Source organism: Variovorax sp. GW458-11-26-14-LB1 (assembly GCF_059423965.1).
Genome location: NZ_JBWKYW010000038.1, coordinates 35,406 through 49,411 on the forward strand (window position 1 = coordinate 35,406; position 14,006 = coordinate 49,411).

The window sequence follows — 14,006 nt, forward strand, 5'->3', positions numbered from 1 at the left end:
ACTGCCATGACGCGCCTTTTCTTCTCTCCCGCCGCGCTGGCCCTGGCGGCACTGCTGCTCGCGGGCTGCGCGACGCCTTCGACCGATGCGCCCGCCACTGCAGCCCCCGTCGCAGACCCGTGGTGGGGTGGCTTCGGCAGCACCGAGCTGCCGGCCTTTGTCGCCGCGGTCGATGCCGGCAACCCCGACGGCGATGCCGCCGAAGCGCGCCTGCGCCAGGCCGAGGCGCAGGAGCGCATCACCGGCGCCTCGGCCTGGCCCGAGCTGTCGGCCACCGCCGATGTGCAGCGCCAGGGCCGGCTCGGCGGCGATGCGAACGTGAGCGGCAACCGGCGCGCGCTCGGGCTCGATGCACGTTACGAGGTCGACCTGTGGGGCCGCCTGCGCGCGCAGCGCGACAGCGCCGGCGCCTCGCGACGCGCCAGCGCCTTCGACCGCGACGCGGTGCGCCTCGCACTGCGCGCGGGCGCGGGCGCGGCCTGGCTCGACGCGCTGGGCCTGCGCGAGCGCACGGCCATCGCGCGGCGCAGCCTGGACGATGCCGAACGGCTGCTGCAGCTGGTCGAGGCCCGTGCGCGCGCGGGCGCGGCCTCGCCGCTCGAACTCGCACAGCAACGCGGCATCGTCGCGTCGCAGCGGCGCACGGCCGCCACGCTGCGGCAGCAGTCGCGCGCGGCGGACATCCGCATGGCGCGCTGGCTCGGCCAGGCCGGCAGCGAGGTGCGGATCACGGCCACCAGCCTGCAGCAGCTCGCGCTGCCCGCGGTGGACACCAGCCTGCCGGCCGACCTGCTCGCGCGCCGGCCCGACATCGCACGCGCCGAAGCCGCACTGGCCGCGGCCGATGCCGACGTGACGGCGGCGCGCGCGGCGATGTTCCCCACGCTCACGCTGAGCGCCGGCCTTTCGGCGGCGGGGCCGCGCTTCGGCACGCTGTTCGATCACCCGGTGTACAGCCTGGCGGCGGCGCTCGCGGCGCCGGTCTTCGACGGCGGCCGGCGCGCGGCGGCGCGCGACCTGTCGACCGCACGGCGCGAAGAGCTGCTCGCGGCCTACCGCGCCGCCACCGTGGCCGCCTTCACCGATGCGCTGACCGCGCTCGACGCCGTGGCCGCGCTCGATACGCAGCGCACCGCGCAGGACGAGGAACTGGCACAGGCCGAGCGTGCGCGCACGCTCGCCGAGTCGCGCTACCGCGCAGGTGCCGAGACGCTGCTCACGCTGCTCGATGCGCAGCGCACGCTGTTCGCCGCGCAGGACGCACGCGCGCAGCTGCTGCAGGCACGGTTGCAGGCCAGCGTGGCGCTTTACCACGCGCTCGGCGGCGGCTGGTCTGCCGAAGCGGCAGCCCCCACGCGCCTCAGCCGAACCGCACGCTGATCTGCAGGCCGGGGTGCGCGTTGCGCACCGTGAGCCGCCCGCCGTGGGCTTCGGCGATGAGCCGGCACAGGTACATGCCGAGGCCGACACCACCGGTGGCGCGCGCCCGCGCGCCGTCGGTGCGATAGAAGGGCTCGGTCAGGCGTTCGAGCTGCGCGTCGTCCACGCCGGGACCGAAGTCGCGCACCTCCAGCTCGGCACCGCCGTCGGCCGGCGCGCGCAAGCTCACGGTCGGTGGCTGCGGTGCGCCGGCGCTGTAGCGCAGCGCGTTGTCCAGCAGGTTGCGCACCATCAGGCGCACGCGCATGCGGTCGACGGGCTGCGGCGCCAGGCCGTCCGCGAGGTCGAGTTGCACCGCTTGCGCGCCGGGCATCTCGGCCACGATCTCGCGCACCAGCGCGGCCAGGTCGACCGGCTCGCGCTGCAACGCGGCATGCGGGCTCGCGAGGCGTTCGCTTTCGAGCAGGTCGCTGATCAGGTCGCGCATCTCGTTGAGGTCGCGCAGCAATGCCTCGCGCTCGGCCTCGCCTTCGGGCGTGGCGGGCAGCAGCTCGGCGTTGAGCCGGGCCCGCGTGAGCGGCGAGCGCAGTTCGTGGCTCAGCGCCAGCAGCAGGCCGCGCTTGGCGTCGAGCATGGCCTGGATGTCGCTGGCCATGGTGTTGACGCGCTGCGCGAGGTCGCCCAGGTCGTCGTTGCGGCGGATCGGAATGGGCTGCGTGAACTCGCCGCGGCCGAAGCGCTGCGCGCCCTCGCGGATGTCGATCAGCGGACGCAGCAGCCGGCTCACCAGTGCGTAGGCCACCACCACGAGCAGCAGCAGCACGCACAGCGTGGTCCAGCCCGCCGCGCGCGGCGCGAGCTGCCACAGCCGGGGCGCCCAGCCGAAGATGACCTTGTGCCCGTCGGCCGTGGGGCGCACGAACCAGCGCTCGGTGGAGAACATCGACTCCTCGCGGTCGCGGTCGTAGAACCAGCCGCCGCGCGCGTGCATGTCGTTGCCGGGGTTCGACTCCCAGTTCACGCTGGGCCCGGTGATGCGGATCGTGATCGGCAGCCGGTCGACCAGCGCCTGCGCGCGCACCGTGTCGGGCGGCGTGCCGAGTTCGGCAACGAGGCGGTCGGCGTAGTCCATCAGCATCGGCTGCGCGGCCTCGGCCCAGGTGCTGGAGAAGGAGCGCTTCATGCCGCCCACGAACACCGCCGCCATCACAAGCGCGAGCACCACGAACATCATCACGATGCGCACGCGCACCGAGCTGCGCCAGCGCTGCTGCATGTGCGCGTGCATGCGCGCGTGCCAGTGCCGGCGGCGCTCCTTGCCGGGGCACAGGCCTTCGTTGTCGGCGGGCACGGCGCCTGCGCGCCTGCGGGGAAATCTCATGAAGAAGGCTCGCCCGGCGCCACGGCCAGCGCGTAGCCGGCGTTGCGCAGCGTCTTGATGCAGTCGAGCGGCTCGAGCTTCTTGCGCAGCCGGCTCACCACGATGTCGACCGCGCGCGTGAAGAGCTCGGCCTCGTGGCCGCGCAGCCGGTTCAGGATGTCGTCGCGGCTGAACACCTTGCCGGGCTCGCCGGCCAGCAGCGCGAGCAGGTCGAACTCGGTGCCGGTGAGCTCCACGCGCTCGCCGTGGCGCAACACCTGGCGCCGGTCGAGGTCGATCGAGAGCCCGTCGAACACGCGCAGCTGCGCGTTGGCGGCAGCGGCTGCCGGCGCGCTGCGCTGGCGGCGCAGGATGGTCTGCACGCGCGCCACCAGTTCGCGCGGCTCGAAGGGCTTGGGCACGTAGTCGTCGGCGCCGAGTTCGAGGCCGACCACGCGGTCCATGACCTCGCCGCGCGCGGTGAGCATCACGATGGGGATGTCGCTTTCCTTGCGGATCTCGCGGCACAGTTCGAAGCCGTCCATCTCGGGCAGCATGACGTCGAGGATGGCCGCGTCGTAGTGCCCCGCGCGCAGCTTGGCGATGCCTTCGCTCGGGCGCTTGGCGCTGTCGAGCGTGCAGCCGAAACGTGCGAAGTAGGTGGTCAGCGGCGCGGCGAGGTGTTCGTCGTCGTCGATCAGCAGGATGCGCGGCATGGCGGGATTGTGCCTCCTGGCAAAGAGAGCGCGAATGGCAAGGCTTGCAATCAATCCGGCCGGCATCGCACCGTCCAGACCAGGCCGGCGGTGAGGCCGGCGAGCAAGAGCACGTGGTAGACCACGTCGGGCACCGTGCGCGGGCCGATGCCCGCGACGATGGTGCCAAGGCCGACCAGCGTGCCCAGCAGGGCAAAGCCCTGTCCGGCGATCGCCGCCGTGCGGGCATGCGCGGGGCGGCGCCAGGTTTCGAGCGCCGCGAACACCAGCACGGTGGCGATCACGGCCTCGGCGGTGCGCGCCTGCGGATGCGCGTGGCCGGCCACGAGCCAGCCGCCATGCACCGCCGACGCGGCGGCGAGCGTGAACGCCTCGCCCAGCATCACGGTGCGCGCGAGCGCGGGGCGCATCAGGGGACGCGAATGGGCCACGGCACTCACCATGGATCGGCGCGGCCGATGCGGCCGAGGTGGGTGGAGGCAAAACCGGTCGCGTACTTCAGGCCGAAGCCCAGCGCATGGTCGAGCCCGACGCGGGCCAGCCAGATCAGGCCCCCGGCCACCGCCCACGGCTGCGCCGCGAACACGCCCAGCGCCAGCAGCAGCACCGGCCCGATCAGCGCGTGCGCCGCGTTGTACAGCGCCGCGCCGACGCGCGGCCCCGCGAGGTAGCCGAGCAGCGAAAGGTCGGGCGCGAACAGCCAGAGCGCGAACACGCCCCAGCCCATGCCGAACTGGGCATAGCCGACCAGCGCCACCGCGAGCACCACCGCGCCTTCGAAGCGCAGCACGGTGCGCACGCCGTTTACGGCCGGGGCTTCGGGTTCGCGGGACACCACGGAGGCGACGTGGTGCTGCGGCGCCCGTAGAGCAGGTCGATGCAGCGACACGAAGCGCCCCCAGCCCGGGGGCGAGCCCATTTCAGCCATGGCGGGACCAGCGGCGGCCGCCGCGCTCCATGAAGTCACGCACCTTCTGCTGTTGCGCCGGATTCAGGTGGTCGAAGAAATCGGCCGCGGCGGCGATGACCTCGGGGCTGCCGGTGCGCACCACGGCGGTCTTCTCTTCGATCAGGCGCGCGGCGCCGGCCTGGTCGAGCGTGTTGCCCGCGAACAGCGCCTTGAACTGCGAGCGCGGATCGCCCGATCCGCCCGCACCGCGCATCGCCTGGCGCTGCGCCTGCAGCTTCTCCGCCAGCACGGTGAGCTTCTGCTTCTGCGCGGCGTCGAGCTCGAGCTTGCTGCCGACACGTTCGACCATCTTGGCGCGGAACTCGGCGCTGTCGCCGCCCCAGCCGTGGCGATGGCCGGCACAGCCGGCGATGCTGCCGGCGACGACGGCCAGGCCGGCGAATCCGAACAGGGTTCGTTTGATCCAGTGCTTCATGGGGGTGCTCCTTCATGCGCCCCTGCGCGGGGCTGCTTCAGTGATGAACGTGGCGACGGCGGCGCCGCCCGGGGCGCCGCATCGTCGGCTCAGAGACGGTTGCCGCTGTCGCGCGCGGCGGCGGCACGCGCGTCGACGGGGTTCTGCATCGTCGAGATGACCTTGCTGTTCACGCGCGAGCCGGAGGTCACGTTCTGATCGGGGGCGGCGGCGGTGCGCACGGCTTCGGCGATGACGCGGGCGCGGTCGGTCGACACGGCCACGGTCTCGGGGCCGCGCGAACCGCGCACGACGTTCTGGTCGGGTGCGGCGGCGGCACGCACGGCTTCGGCGTTGACGTCGGCGCGGCTCATGGCCGACACGGGCGCGTGGACGCCCTCGTAGCTTTCAGCCTTGGCGCCGGCGGCGGCGAGCATGGCGAAGGAACCGACAGCGACGAGCTGCGCGAGGGAGAAGGACGACTTGACGATCATGATGCAGGCCTTTCTTTCAGGGGTTGGAAGAGGAGACCTGATGGTGCGCGTCAAGGCGCGGCGAGTCCTTTCACGCCCGTATCGCCGTATTTCGGTTTGTTTCATCCGCCCCGCGACCCACCGTTTTCACGGTGCATCACGAAGACAAAGGTATGCGAAAGCGCGGGCTCAGCCCGCGAGTGCGGCCGCGGGATCGTCCGCGTCGAGCACGCCCTGCGCCCAGGGCTCGAGCTTGCCGGTGTCGGCGCGCAGCACTTCTTGCTTCACGGCGAGGATGCGCGAGGGGTGCATGGAGAAGCTGCGCAGGCCTAGGCCCAGCAGCAGGCGCGTGAAGGCGACATCGCCGGCCATCTCGCCGCACACCGACACGCCCTTGCCCTGGCGGCGGCACTCGGTGATGGTGTCGGCCACGAGCTTGAGCACTGCGGGGTGTGCGGGGTCGTAGAGGTGGGCAACGGCCTCGTCGGCGCGGTCGATGGCCAGCGTGTACTGGATCAGGTCGTTGGTGCCGATCGACAGGAAGTCGAAGTGCTTCAGGAAGGTCTTGAGCGTGAGCGCGGCGGCCGGGATCTCGATCATGGCGCCAAGCTTGACCGGGCCGTACACCGCGCCGCGGTTGTCGAGTTCGGCGCGCGCGAAGTCGATCAGCGACAGCGTCTGGCGGATCTCGCTGGCGTGCGCGAGCATCGGAATGAGCAGGTGGATCTCGCCGTGCGCCGCCGCGCGCAGGATGGCGCGCAGCTGCGTGAGGAACATCGCCGGATCGGCCAGGCTCCAGCGGATGGCGCGCAGGCCGAGCGCGGGGTTCAGGTGCTCCTGCTTGCTGCCCGACTTGCCGTCCAGCGGCTTGTCGGCGCCCACGTCGATGGTGCGGATGGTCACGGGCATGCCCTGCATGCCCTCGACCGCGCGCTTGTAGGCCTGGTACTGCTCTTCCTCGTCGGGCAGGCGCGTCTGGCGCGCCGAGTTCTCGCGGCCCATGAAGAGGAACTCGCTGCGAAAGAGGCCCACGCCCACGGCGCCGGCCTTGACGGCGCCGGCCGTGTCCTCGGGCATCTCGATGTTGGCCAGCAGGTCGACGCGCTGGCCGTCGAGCGTGACGGCGGGCTTGTGGCGCAGCCGCGCGAGCCGCCCGCGTTCGAGGTCGCCCTGGCGCTGCTTGAAACCGTACTCGGCCAGGATGATCGGCGACGGGTCGACGATCATCACGCCGGCCTCGCCGTCGATGATGACCCAGTCGTCCTGGCGCACCAGCTGGCTCGCGGAGCGCGCGCCGACGATGGCCGGGATGTCCATGCTGCGCGCGACGATGGCGGTGTGCGAGGTGCGCCCGCCCACGTCGGTCACGAAGCCCGCGAACACGCTCTTCTTGAACTGCAGCATGTCGGCCGGCGAGAGGTCGTGCGCGATGAGCACCAGCGGCACGTCGAAGCCGTCGCCCGCGGTGGGGTCGTCGTCCTCGTCGTCGTGCGCGGCGGCGGCGCGCTTGCGCCGCGGCGGGCTGGGCGCGAGCACGGCGGCCGTGCCCTTCATGCGATGCAGCATGCGCTCGACCACCTGTTCGAGGTCGGCCTTGCGCTCGCGCAGGTACGGGTCCTCCATCTCGTCGAACTGGCGCGCGATGATCTCGAGCTGCGTGGTCAGCGCCCATTCGGCGTTGTACAGCCGCTCGCTGATCCAGTGCTTCACGCCGCCGCTGAGCACGTCGTCCTGCAGCAGCATCTGGTGCACCTCGAGCAGCGCCGCGAGTTCGTGCGGCGCGTCGTTGGGGCCCATCTGCGCCACGCTGGCCTGCAGCTTGGTGAGCTCGTCGGCCACCGCATTGCGCGCGGTGCGCACGCGGTCGATCTCGGTCTCGATCTCTTCAGGCTTGATGAAGTAGTGCGCCACGTCGATGCGGCTGGACACGACCAGCACCGCGCGGCCGATGGCAATGCCACGGGCGACCGGGAGACCGTGGACTGCGAAGGTCATGCGCGGGTCCTTATTCGCCTTCGCCGAACTTGTCGTCCATCAGTTGGACGATGGCGTTCATGGCTTCATCTTCCTGCGGGCCGTTGGTCTCGAGCTCGACGGTCACGCCGAGGCCGGCGGCCAGCATCATGACGCCCATGATGCTCTTGGCGTTGATGCGGCGGTCGCCGCGCGACAGCCACACCTCGCAGGGGAAGCTGCCGGCGAGCTTGGTCAGCTTGGCCGACGCGCGTGCGTGCAGGCCCAGCTTATTGCTGATGGTCACGGATTTCTTGATCACTGTGCTTTCTTTTCGCCTGGTTCTGGGGAGCCGCCACCGCCACCTGCATCACGCCGGCGGTGCCGCCCGCGAGGGCGCGCTGCACCAGGGTGTCGAGCGGTTCGTGGCGGTAGGTGACGGCGCGCAGCAGCATCGGCAGGTTGACACCGGCCACGAGCCGCGAGCGCACGCCGTCCACCAGCTTCTGCGCGACGTTGCAGGGCGTGGCGCCGAACACGTCGGCCAGCACCAGCACCTGTGAGCGCGGCGCATGCAGCTGCTGCGCGAGCGTGATGCGCGCGGCGGCCAGCGTTTCCTCGGGCGACACGTTGGGCAGCACGTCGAGGGCCACGACGGCCTGTTCGCAGTCGGGGAACACATGCAGCGCGCACTGCCGCAGCGCCTGTGCGAACGGGGAGTGGGCAATGATGAGGATGCTGTTCATGCGGCTCGGAGGACGACGCGTCGATTATGCGGGGGCGCCCAAAGGAAGTAGAGACATCGAGGACACAACGCGGCAGCCGGGGAAAGCGGCCATGGCGGGCGCGTGACCGGGGTGTCGGTTTGCGCCGCGGCAACAGCTATGAAAACGATAGCTGGCCCGCGCATCGCGGCCTGTCGGCCGGCCCCTGCTCATGGCAGGCGCAGGCCCTCGAAGAAGGTCTTGGTCGCCTCGGGCGAGGACGGCCGGCCGAGCACGGTGGCCTGGTAGAGCGACACGCTGCCGTCTTTCTGCGACTGCGCAAACCAGAGCACCTGGACCGGCGCCACGCCCTGCTGCGCCGATTGCCCGTCGAGCCGCACCGGCGCGGGAACAGCGGTGGCCCGCGGCAAGGTCATCGGCCCCTCGATCACCTGCGCCACGCCCAGCTGGCCGCGCGTGGCCGTGCGCCAGGCCGTGAGCCAGGCCTCGGCCTGCGCCGGGCTGGTGGCGGCGGCATGGGCCACGGCGAAGGTCGCGCCGCCGGCTTCGCAGCCGGTCATGTCGACCTGCACCGACTCGGCACCCAGCGGCAGCGCGCGCTGGGCGCGGTCGGCCTTGCAGGGCAGCAGCGCGACCAGGCCGGCGTCGGCGATCGGCACTTCGCGCCAGTTGAAGGTGGGGCTGCAGGCGCCCAGCGCGGCGGCCAGGGCCAGCACGGGCCAGGAGGGGGAAGGAAGCGAGGGCATCGGAGGACGATTATCGAGCGGCCTTCGGGGAATGAAGCGGGTGTGCCGGCGCGTTCCGGCACGCGGAACTAAAATCGCGCCGCCTCTCTCATTCAGGTGCCCATGAAAAAATACATCGCTGCTGCTGCCGTCGTGATCGCCCTGGCCGCCGGCGTGGGCGTGTACCTCGGTTCGGGCAGCACCGCCGCCCCGGCCTCGACCTTCGTGCTGCTCGACGGCACCACCAAGAGCACGGCCGACCTGAAGGGCAAGGTCACGCTGGTCAACTTCTGGGCCACGAGCTGCGTGACCTGCGTGGCCGAGATGCCCAAGGTGATCTCGACCTACGACAAGTACAAGTCCAAGGGCTATGACACGCTGGCGGTGGCCATGAGCTACGACCCGCCGAGCTACGTCGTCAACTTCGCCGAAACCCGCAAGCTGCCGTTCAAGGTGGCGATCGACAACACCGGCAGCGTGGCGCAGGCCTGGGGCGACGTGAAGCTCACGCCAACCACCTTCATCGTCAACAAGAAGGGCGAGATCGTGAAGCGCTATGTGGGCGAGCCCGACTTTGCCGAGTTGCACAAGCTGATCGAAAAGCTCCTGGCGGAAGCTTGACTCGCCCCCAGGCTGAGCGCACTTCGTGTCGCGCGCGCCTTCCCCCTGCCGGGGGCGATACCAGCGGCCCGGCAAAGCCGGTTTCGCGGTATCCCTGGAACGAAAAAGGCGCTCCTTGCGGAGCGCCTTTTTCATTGCGAAAGCCCGCGGCTTACTGGTTGCGGAAGCTGTCGTGGCAGGCCTTGCAGCTGGCGCCGGTCGGGCCGAACTGGGCCTTGAGCGCATCGATGTTGCCGGCCTTCGCGGCAACCACCAACTTGCCGGTCTCGGCGATCACCTTGTCCTGGTGCTCCTTGAACTTCGCGGCTTCCTTCCAGAGCTCGGGCTTGGCCTTGCCGCCCTCGGTGCCGGCGCCGAAGCCGGCCCAGGGCAGCTTGGCCATGTCGGCGACGATCTCGGCGTTGGCGGCAGCGGCGGCAGCGTCATAGGGCACGCGGCCGTTGGCCATGGCGCCGAGGCGGCTGAAGTGCTGGCCCATCACGAACAGCGCGCTCTGGCGGTACTTGATGGCATCTTCGGGCTTGGCGAACTGTGCCGCGGCGGGCAGGGACATCGCAGCGCAGGCGGCTGCAAGGGCGAACGAAGCAAAACGGGTCATCGTGGGTCCTTGTGTGGGGGTTTTGGGCACCGTCGAACGCGGTGCTGCAGGCAGTGTAGGGGCTGCCCGTGTCGGGCGCATAGCAACAACCCGGTGGAACGACCGGGCCGGACTTTGCTAATCTGCGCCTTCCGCAGCCTCGCGCCCCGGCGCCTTTTTCGATGACCGACACCCTTTCGGTGGCCCGCACACGCGTCTGGGACCTGCCGACCCGCCTCTTTCACTGGGCGCTCGCCTTCGCCGTGATCGGCCTGATCGTGACGGGCCTGAACGGCATCATGGAATGGCATTTCCGCCTCGGCTACACGGTGCTGGCGCTGCTGCTGTTCCGGCTGATCTGGGGGGTCGTGGGCGGGCGCTGGTCGCGCTTCGCGGCCTTCATCTACGCGCCGGGCTCGGTCATCGCCTACCTGCGCGGCAAGTCGCACCCCGACCACCTGATCGGCCACACGCCGCTGGGCGCGCTGTCGGTGTTCGCGGTGCTGGCGCTGTTGATCCTGCAGGTCGCCACCGGGCTGATGGCCGACGACGAGATTTCCGCGTCCGGGCCGCTGACCCGCTTCGTGTCGGGCGCCATGGTGAGCCTGGCGACGGGCTGGCACAAGGCGCAGGGCAAGTGGATCGTGATCGCCCTGGTGAGCCTGCATGTGCTGGCGGTGCTGTTCTATGTGCTGGTCAAGCGGCACCGGCTGGTCGGGCCGATGCTGTCGGGTGACAAGCTGGTGGTCGCCGGTGCGGCCTCCAACGGGAATGGCAATGGCAACGGCGTGGCTCCGAGCCGCGACGATGCGGTGTCGCGCACGCTGGCGCTGGTGCTGTTCGCGCTGTGCGCGGGCGTGGCGTTCTGGGTGGCGTCGTTGCGCGTATGAGCGGCTTTTCCGTCTCCCGCCCGCTGCCGCTGTCGGACACGCCGGCCGTGGTGCTGCTCACACCCGACGAACCGCACGAGGTCGATGCCGTGCGTGCGATCTTCCGCGACTACGCGGGCTCGCTGGCCATCGATCTCGACTTCCAGGACTTCGACGGCGAGCTGGCCGGACTGCCCGGCGAGTACGCCGAGCCGCGCGGCACCTTGCTGCTGGCGCTGGTCGATCCCGCCCACGTGAACGAGGACGCCGGCCGCGCCGCGCCCACGCTGAAGCGCGCCGACGGCACGATCGCCCACGTGGCGGGCTGCTGCGCACTGCGCCCGCTCGACACCACGGACTACGCGAACGCAGCGGAAATGAAACGGCTGTATGTGCGCCCCGGGTTCCGGGGGCTCGGGCTCGGCCGGCAGCTGGCCGAGGCCATCCTCGATGCAGCCCGCAGCGCAGGCTATGGCTGCGTGCTGCTCGACACCCTCGACGACATGGAGTCGGCGCGCGCCCTCTACGAAGACCTGGGCTTCGCGGAGGTGCCGCCCTACTATCACAACCCCGTCGCCGGGGCTCACTACCTCAAAGTAGAGCTCTAGGCTCGCCCCCAGGCTGCGCGCACTTCGTGTCGCTTCTCCAACCCCCTACCGGGGGCGGGCCGGCCGCTTCGGGCGGCCGTGCGCGGCGGCCCCCACGAAAGATCCGGGTTCAGCCGCGGGCTTGTGCGAGAAGCGTGTCGGCGTCGCTCACTTCGAACTTGCCCGGGCCTTCGACGTTCAGCGTCGCGACCTTGCCGTCCTTCACGAGCATCGAGTAGCGGTTGCTGCGCAGGCCCATGCCGCGACCGGTCAGGTCGAGCGTGAGGCCGGTGGCCTTCGCGAAGTCGGCGCTGCCATCGGCCAGCATGCGCACCTTGGCGCCGGTCTTCTGGTCGCGCGCCCAGGCGCCCATCACGAAGGCGTCGTTCACGCTCACGCACCAGATCTCGTCCACGCCGGCGGCCTTGAAGTCGTCGAAGTGCTGCACGTAGCCCGGCACGTGCTTGGCCGAGCAGGTGGGCGTGAAGGCGCCCGGCAGTGCGAACAGCGCGATGGTCTTGCCCGCCGTGGCCTTGGTCACGTCGACCGGGTTCGGGCCGATGCTGCAGCCCTCGCCCTCCACTTCGGAATATTCCTGCAGGGTGGCCGAAGGAAGGGTGTCGCCGACTTTGATCATGTGAATTGCTCCTGAAAAAGAAAAACGGCCCACATTGTGGGCCGTTTCCGGATGGGTTGCCTCGAGGGCGACCGAGTGCCTGATCAGACCAGGACGGCCTTCTCGACCAGACGGGTCACGACCCAGTTCTTGGTCTTCGAGATCGGACGGCTTTCCGTGATCTCGATGGTGTCGCCGAGGTGGTACTCGCCCTTTTCGTCATGGGCGTGGTACTTGCTCGTCTTGGCCACGATCTTGCCGTAGAGCTCGTGCTTCACACGGCGCTCGACCAGCACGGTCACGGTCTTGGCACGCTTGTCGCTGACCACCTTGCCGATCAAGGTGCGCTTGAGGGATTTTTTAGCTTCCGTCATGTTCACTCCTTACTTGGCGGCTTGGGTCTCTTGCTCTTTCTGAGCAAGAATGGTCTTGGCGCGAGCGATGTCGCGACGCGTCACGCGCAGCGTCGTGGTGTTCGACAGCTGTTGCGTGGCCTTCTGCATGCGCAGGCCGAAGTGGGCCTTCTGCAGATCCTTGATTTCGGCTTGCAGGCCTGCGACGTCCTTCGTGCGCAGGGTTGCGGCCTTCGTCACCTTGGCCGAAGCCGCGGTTTCTTTCTTCTTACGTGTTGCCATGGATGTTCTCCTCTCAGGCGCCGAGCTGGCGAGCGACGAACGTCGTGCGCAGCGGAAGCTTGGCGGCGGCCAGGCGGAACGCTTCGCGGGCGAGTTCTTCGGGCACGCCGACGATCTCGAACACGATCTTGCCAGGCTGGATTTCAGCGACGTAGTACTCGGGGTTGCCCTTACCGTTACCCATCCGCACTTCAGCGGGCTTGGTAGAGATCGGCTTGTCCGGGAACACGCGGATCCAGATACGGCCACCGCGCTTCACGTGACGCGAAATCGCGCGACGAGCGGCTTCGATCTGGCGCGCCGTGAGGCGACCGCGGTCGGTGCATTTGAGACCGAAGTCACCGAACGCAACCGAGTTACCCGTGGTTGCGATGCCGGTGTTGCGGCCCTTTTGTTCCTTGCGGAACTTTCTGCGTGCAGGTTGCAGCATGTTTTGTTACTCCGTGAGGGCCCCAGGCACTTGCGTGCCCGGGAGCGACCGATTACTCGGTCTTGGCACCGTCCGCTGCTGCAGCGGGCGCGGCTTTGCGGACGCGCTTAACGGCGGGTTTCGAGTCTGCACCGGCACCGCCGGTTGCTTCTGCGGGCTTGTCGCTGCCATCGGCCGGAGCGGTGTTGCCACCGATCGGACCACGGGCACCGGCACGGGGGCCGGGACCACGACGGTCGCCACCCGGACGGTCGCCAGGGCGACCATCACGGCGGGGACCACGCGGGCGGCGCTCTTCGTCCGGACGCGGCGTTTCGACGGCCGGCAGGTCGTTGCGACCCAGCGTGTCGCCCTTGTAGACCCAGACCTTGACGCCGATGACGCCGTAGGTGGTCTTGGCTTCCGAGGTGCCGTAGTCGATGTCGGCGCGCAGGGTGTGAAGCGGCACGCGGCCTTCGCGGTACCACTCGGTACGTGCGATTTCGATGCCGTTCAGGCGGCCAGCCGACATGATCTTGATGCCCAGGGCACCCAGACGCATGGCGTTCTGCATGGCGCGCTTCATGGCGCGGCGGAACATGATCCGCTTTTCGAGCTGCTGCGTGATGCTGTCGGCGATCAGCTGCGCATCGATTTCGGGCTTGCGCACTTCTTCGATGTTGACCGCAACCGGCACGCCGAGCTGCTTGCCCAGTTCGCGCTTGAGGTTCTCGATGTCTTCGCCCTTCTTGCCGATCACGACGCCCGGACGAGCCGAGTAAATCGTGATGCGTGCGTTCTTGGCGGGACGCTCGATCATGACGCGCGACACCGAAGCGTTCTTCAGCTTCTTCTTCAGGTATTCGCGAACCTTGATGTCTTCGGCCAGCATGCCCGCGAAATCGCGGTCGCTTGCGTACCAACGGCTGGACCAGTTACGGGTGACCGCAAGGCGGAACCCGGTTGGGTGGATTTTCTGTCCCATATTTCTTCCAG

The 14,006-nt window shown here is 69.6% G+C and carries 20 protein-coding genes; 4 read left to right on the forward strand and 16 right to left on the reverse strand.

From position 1 onward, the window contains the following. Positions 1-6: 6 nt before the first annotated feature. Positions 7-1,380 carry an efflux transporter outer membrane subunit gene (locus AC07YS_RS22390; RefSeq protein WP_495269599.1) on the forward strand — a complete coding sequence of 458 codons (1,374 nt, stop codon included), beginning with the start codon at positions 7-9 and terminating at the stop codon, positions 1,378-1,380. Here the strand turns inward: AC07YS_RS22390 and AC07YS_RS22395 are convergent. From AC07YS_RS22395 to AC07YS_RS22440, 10 genes are all read right to left on the reverse strand, one after another. Continuing rightward, positions 1,361-2,761, reverse strand: a complete 1,401-nt coding sequence (locus AC07YS_RS22395) for a sensor histidine kinase (protein WP_095950133.1) — start codon at positions 2,759-2,761, stop codon at positions 1,361-1,363. The two genes, AC07YS_RS22390 and AC07YS_RS22395, sit on opposite strands and share 20 nt — an antisense overlap. After that, complete coding sequence (locus AC07YS_RS22400) at positions 2,758-3,456, reverse strand: response regulator transcription factor (protein WP_062478915.1); 699 nt, start codon at positions 3,454-3,456, stop codon at positions 2,758-2,760. Before AC07YS_RS22400 ends, AC07YS_RS22395 begins: the two co-directional genes overlap by 4 nt. A gap of 50 nt (positions 3,457-3,506) precedes the next feature. After that, positions 3,507-3,887 (reverse strand): hypothetical protein, encoded by a 381-nt coding sequence (locus AC07YS_RS22405; RefSeq protein WP_495269600.1) that lies wholly within the window; start codon positions 3,885-3,887, stop codon positions 3,507-3,509. A 5-nt stretch (positions 3,888-3,892) separates the two neighbouring features. Then, positions 3,893-4,384 (reverse strand): DUF4260 domain-containing protein, encoded by a 492-nt coding sequence (locus tag AC07YS_RS22410; RefSeq protein ID WP_495269601.1) that lies wholly within the window; start codon positions 4,382-4,384, stop codon positions 3,893-3,895. After that, entirely contained in the window at positions 4,377-4,841 is a 465-nt protein-coding gene (locus AC07YS_RS22415; protein WP_095950136.1) for a Spy/CpxP family protein refolding chaperone, read from the reverse strand. Before AC07YS_RS22415 ends, AC07YS_RS22410 begins: the two co-directional genes overlap by 8 nt. An 89-nt stretch (positions 4,842-4,930) precedes the next feature. Next, positions 4,931-5,314 carry a hypothetical protein gene (locus AC07YS_RS22420; protein WP_062478905.1) on the reverse strand — a complete coding sequence of 128 codons (384 nt, stop codon included), beginning with the start codon at positions 5,312-5,314 and terminating at the stop codon, positions 4,931-4,933. Between the two features lie 168 nt (positions 5,315-5,482). Continuing rightward, the gene (gene ptsP / locus AC07YS_RS22425; RefSeq protein WP_139700413.1) at positions 5,483-7,288 is read right to left on the reverse strand and encodes a phosphoenolpyruvate--protein phosphotransferase; all 1,806 of its coding nucleotides are present in this window, start codon (positions 7,286-7,288) and stop codon (positions 5,483-5,485) included. Positions 7,289-7,298: 10 nt separating this feature from the next. Continuing rightward, complete coding sequence (locus AC07YS_RS22430; RefSeq protein ID WP_062478901.1) at positions 7,299-7,568, reverse strand: HPr family phosphocarrier protein; 270 nt, start codon at positions 7,566-7,568, stop codon at positions 7,299-7,301. Next, complete coding sequence (locus tag AC07YS_RS22435; protein WP_062478898.1) at positions 7,537-7,992, reverse strand: PTS sugar transporter subunit IIA; 456 nt, start codon at positions 7,990-7,992, stop codon at positions 7,537-7,539. Before AC07YS_RS22435 ends, AC07YS_RS22430 begins: the two co-directional genes overlap by 32 nt. Positions 7,993-8,180: 188 nt before the next feature. After that, positions 8,181-8,717: a hypothetical protein gene (locus AC07YS_RS22440; protein ID WP_495269602.1), complete on the reverse strand. Its 537-nt coding sequence runs from the start codon at positions 8,715-8,717 to the stop codon at positions 8,181-8,183. A 102-nt stretch (positions 8,718-8,819) separates the two neighbouring features. On the opposite strand from AC07YS_RS22440, the gene AC07YS_RS22445 reads away from it, so the two are divergent. Further along, positions 8,820-9,317 (forward strand): TlpA disulfide reductase family protein, encoded by a 498-nt coding sequence (locus AC07YS_RS22445; protein WP_070061896.1) that lies wholly within the window; start codon positions 8,820-8,822, stop codon positions 9,315-9,317. A 151-nt stretch (positions 9,318-9,468) separates the two neighbouring features. Here the strand turns inward: AC07YS_RS22445 and AC07YS_RS22450 are convergent, their stop codons facing one another. Continuing rightward, positions 9,469-9,915, reverse strand: coding sequence for a c-type cytochrome (locus tag AC07YS_RS22450; RefSeq protein WP_307588257.1), 447 nt, complete (start codon positions 9,913-9,915; stop codon positions 9,469-9,471). Between the two features lie 161 nt (positions 9,916-10,076). On the opposite strand from AC07YS_RS22450, the gene AC07YS_RS22455 reads away from it, so the two are divergent. Next, positions 10,077-10,784, forward strand: coding sequence for a cytochrome b/b6 domain-containing protein (locus tag AC07YS_RS22455; protein ID WP_062478887.1), 708 nt, complete (start codon positions 10,077-10,079; stop codon positions 10,782-10,784). Then, positions 10,781-11,371: a GNAT family N-acetyltransferase gene (locus tag AC07YS_RS22460; RefSeq protein WP_495269603.1), complete on the forward strand. Its 591-nt coding sequence runs from the start codon at positions 10,781-10,783 to the stop codon at positions 11,369-11,371. Before AC07YS_RS22455 ends, AC07YS_RS22460 begins: the two co-directional genes overlap by 4 nt. A 109-nt stretch (positions 11,372-11,480) precedes the next feature. On the opposite strand, the gene AC07YS_RS22465 is transcribed toward AC07YS_RS22460, so the two are convergent. The 5 genes from AC07YS_RS22465 to rpsC form a co-directional block, all read right to left on the reverse strand. Then, positions 11,481-11,987 (reverse strand): peroxiredoxin, encoded by a 507-nt coding sequence (locus tag AC07YS_RS22465; RefSeq protein ID WP_070061892.1) that lies wholly within the window; start codon positions 11,985-11,987, stop codon positions 11,481-11,483. 83 nt (positions 11,988-12,070) lie between these two features. Further along, complete coding sequence (gene rpsQ / locus AC07YS_RS22470; protein ID WP_062478880.1) at positions 12,071-12,340, reverse strand: 30S ribosomal protein S17; 270 nt, start codon at positions 12,338-12,340, stop codon at positions 12,071-12,073. Positions 12,341-12,349: 9 nt separating this feature from the next. Continuing rightward, a complete protein-coding gene (rpmC, locus tag AC07YS_RS22475; protein ID WP_056577224.1) occupies positions 12,350-12,559 on the reverse strand; it encodes a 50S ribosomal protein L29 in 210 nt (69 codons plus the stop codon). A 55-nt stretch (positions 12,560-12,614) separates the two neighbouring features. Beyond that, a complete protein-coding gene (gene rplP / locus AC07YS_RS22480) occupies positions 12,615-13,031 on the reverse strand; it encodes a 50S ribosomal protein L16 (RefSeq protein WP_007838137.1) in 417 nt (138 codons plus the stop codon). 52 nt (positions 13,032-13,083) lie between these two features. After that, complete coding sequence (rpsC, locus tag AC07YS_RS22485) at positions 13,084-13,995, reverse strand: 30S ribosomal protein S3 (protein ID WP_062478877.1); 912 nt, start codon at positions 13,993-13,995, stop codon at positions 13,084-13,086. Positions 13,996-14,006: the final 11 nt, after the last annotated feature.

Bases quoted from the DNA above. Each gene is read 5' to 3' on its own strand.
- AC07YS_RS22465 (WP_070061892.1), bottom strand. From the start codon at position 11,987: ATGATCAAAGTCGGCGACACCCTTCCTTCGGCCACCCTGCAGGAATAT.
- AC07YS_RS22445 (WP_070061896.1), top strand. From the start codon at position 8,820: ATGAAAAAATACATCGCTGCTGCTGCCGTCGTGATCGCCCTGGCCGCC.
- AC07YS_RS22440 (WP_495269602.1), bottom strand. From the start codon at position 8,717: ATGCCCTCGCTTCCTTCCCCCTCCTGGCCCGTGCTGGCCCTGGCCGCC.
- AC07YS_RS22395 (WP_095950133.1), bottom strand. From the start codon at position 2,761: ATGAGATTTCCCCGCAGGCGCGCAGGCGCCGTGCCCGCCGACAACGAA.
- AC07YS_RS22390 (WP_495269599.1), top strand. From the start codon at position 7: ATGACGCGCCTTTTCTTCTCTCCCGCCGCGCTGGCCCTGGCGGCACTG.
- AC07YS_RS22435 (WP_062478898.1), bottom strand. From the start codon at position 7,992: ATGAACAGCATCCTCATCATTGCCCACTCCCCGTTCGCACAGGCGCTG.
- rplP (WP_007838137.1), bottom strand. From the start codon at position 13,031: ATGCTGCAACCTGCACGCAGAAAGTTCCGCAAGGAACAAAAGGGCCGC.
- rpsQ (WP_062478880.1), bottom strand. From the start codon at position 12,340: ATGACGGAAGCTAAAAAATCCCTCAAGCGCACCTTGATCGGCAAGGTG.
- AC07YS_RS22450 (WP_307588257.1), bottom strand. From the start codon at position 9,915: ATGACCCGTTTTGCTTCGTTCGCCCTTGCAGCCGCCTGCGCTGCGATG.
- AC07YS_RS22420 (WP_062478905.1), bottom strand. From the start codon at position 5,314: ATGATCGTCAAGTCGTCCTTCTCCCTCGCGCAGCTCGTCGCTGTCGGT.
- rpsC (WP_062478877.1), bottom strand. From the start codon at position 13,995: ATGGGACAGAAAATCCACCCAACCGGGTTCCGCCTTGCGGTCACCCGT.
- AC07YS_RS22410 (WP_495269601.1), bottom strand. From the start codon at position 4,384: ATGGCTGAAATGGGCTCGCCCCCGGGCTGGGGGCGCTTCGTGTCGCTG.
- AC07YS_RS22460 (WP_495269603.1), top strand. From the start codon at position 10,781: ATGAGCGGCTTTTCCGTCTCCCGCCCGCTGCCGCTGTCGGACACGCCG.
- AC07YS_RS22455 (WP_062478887.1), top strand. From the start codon at position 10,077: ATGACCGACACCCTTTCGGTGGCCCGCACACGCGTCTGGGACCTGCCG.
- ptsP (WP_139700413.1), bottom strand. From the start codon at position 7,288: ATGACCTTCGCAGTCCACGGTCTCCCGGTCGCCCGTGGCATTGCCATC.
- AC07YS_RS22415 (WP_095950136.1), bottom strand. From the start codon at position 4,841: ATGAAGCACTGGATCAAACGAACCCTGTTCGGATTCGCCGGCCTGGCC.
- AC07YS_RS22400 (WP_062478915.1), bottom strand. From the start codon at position 3,456: ATGCCGCGCATCCTGCTGATCGACGACGACGAACACCTCGCCGCGCCG.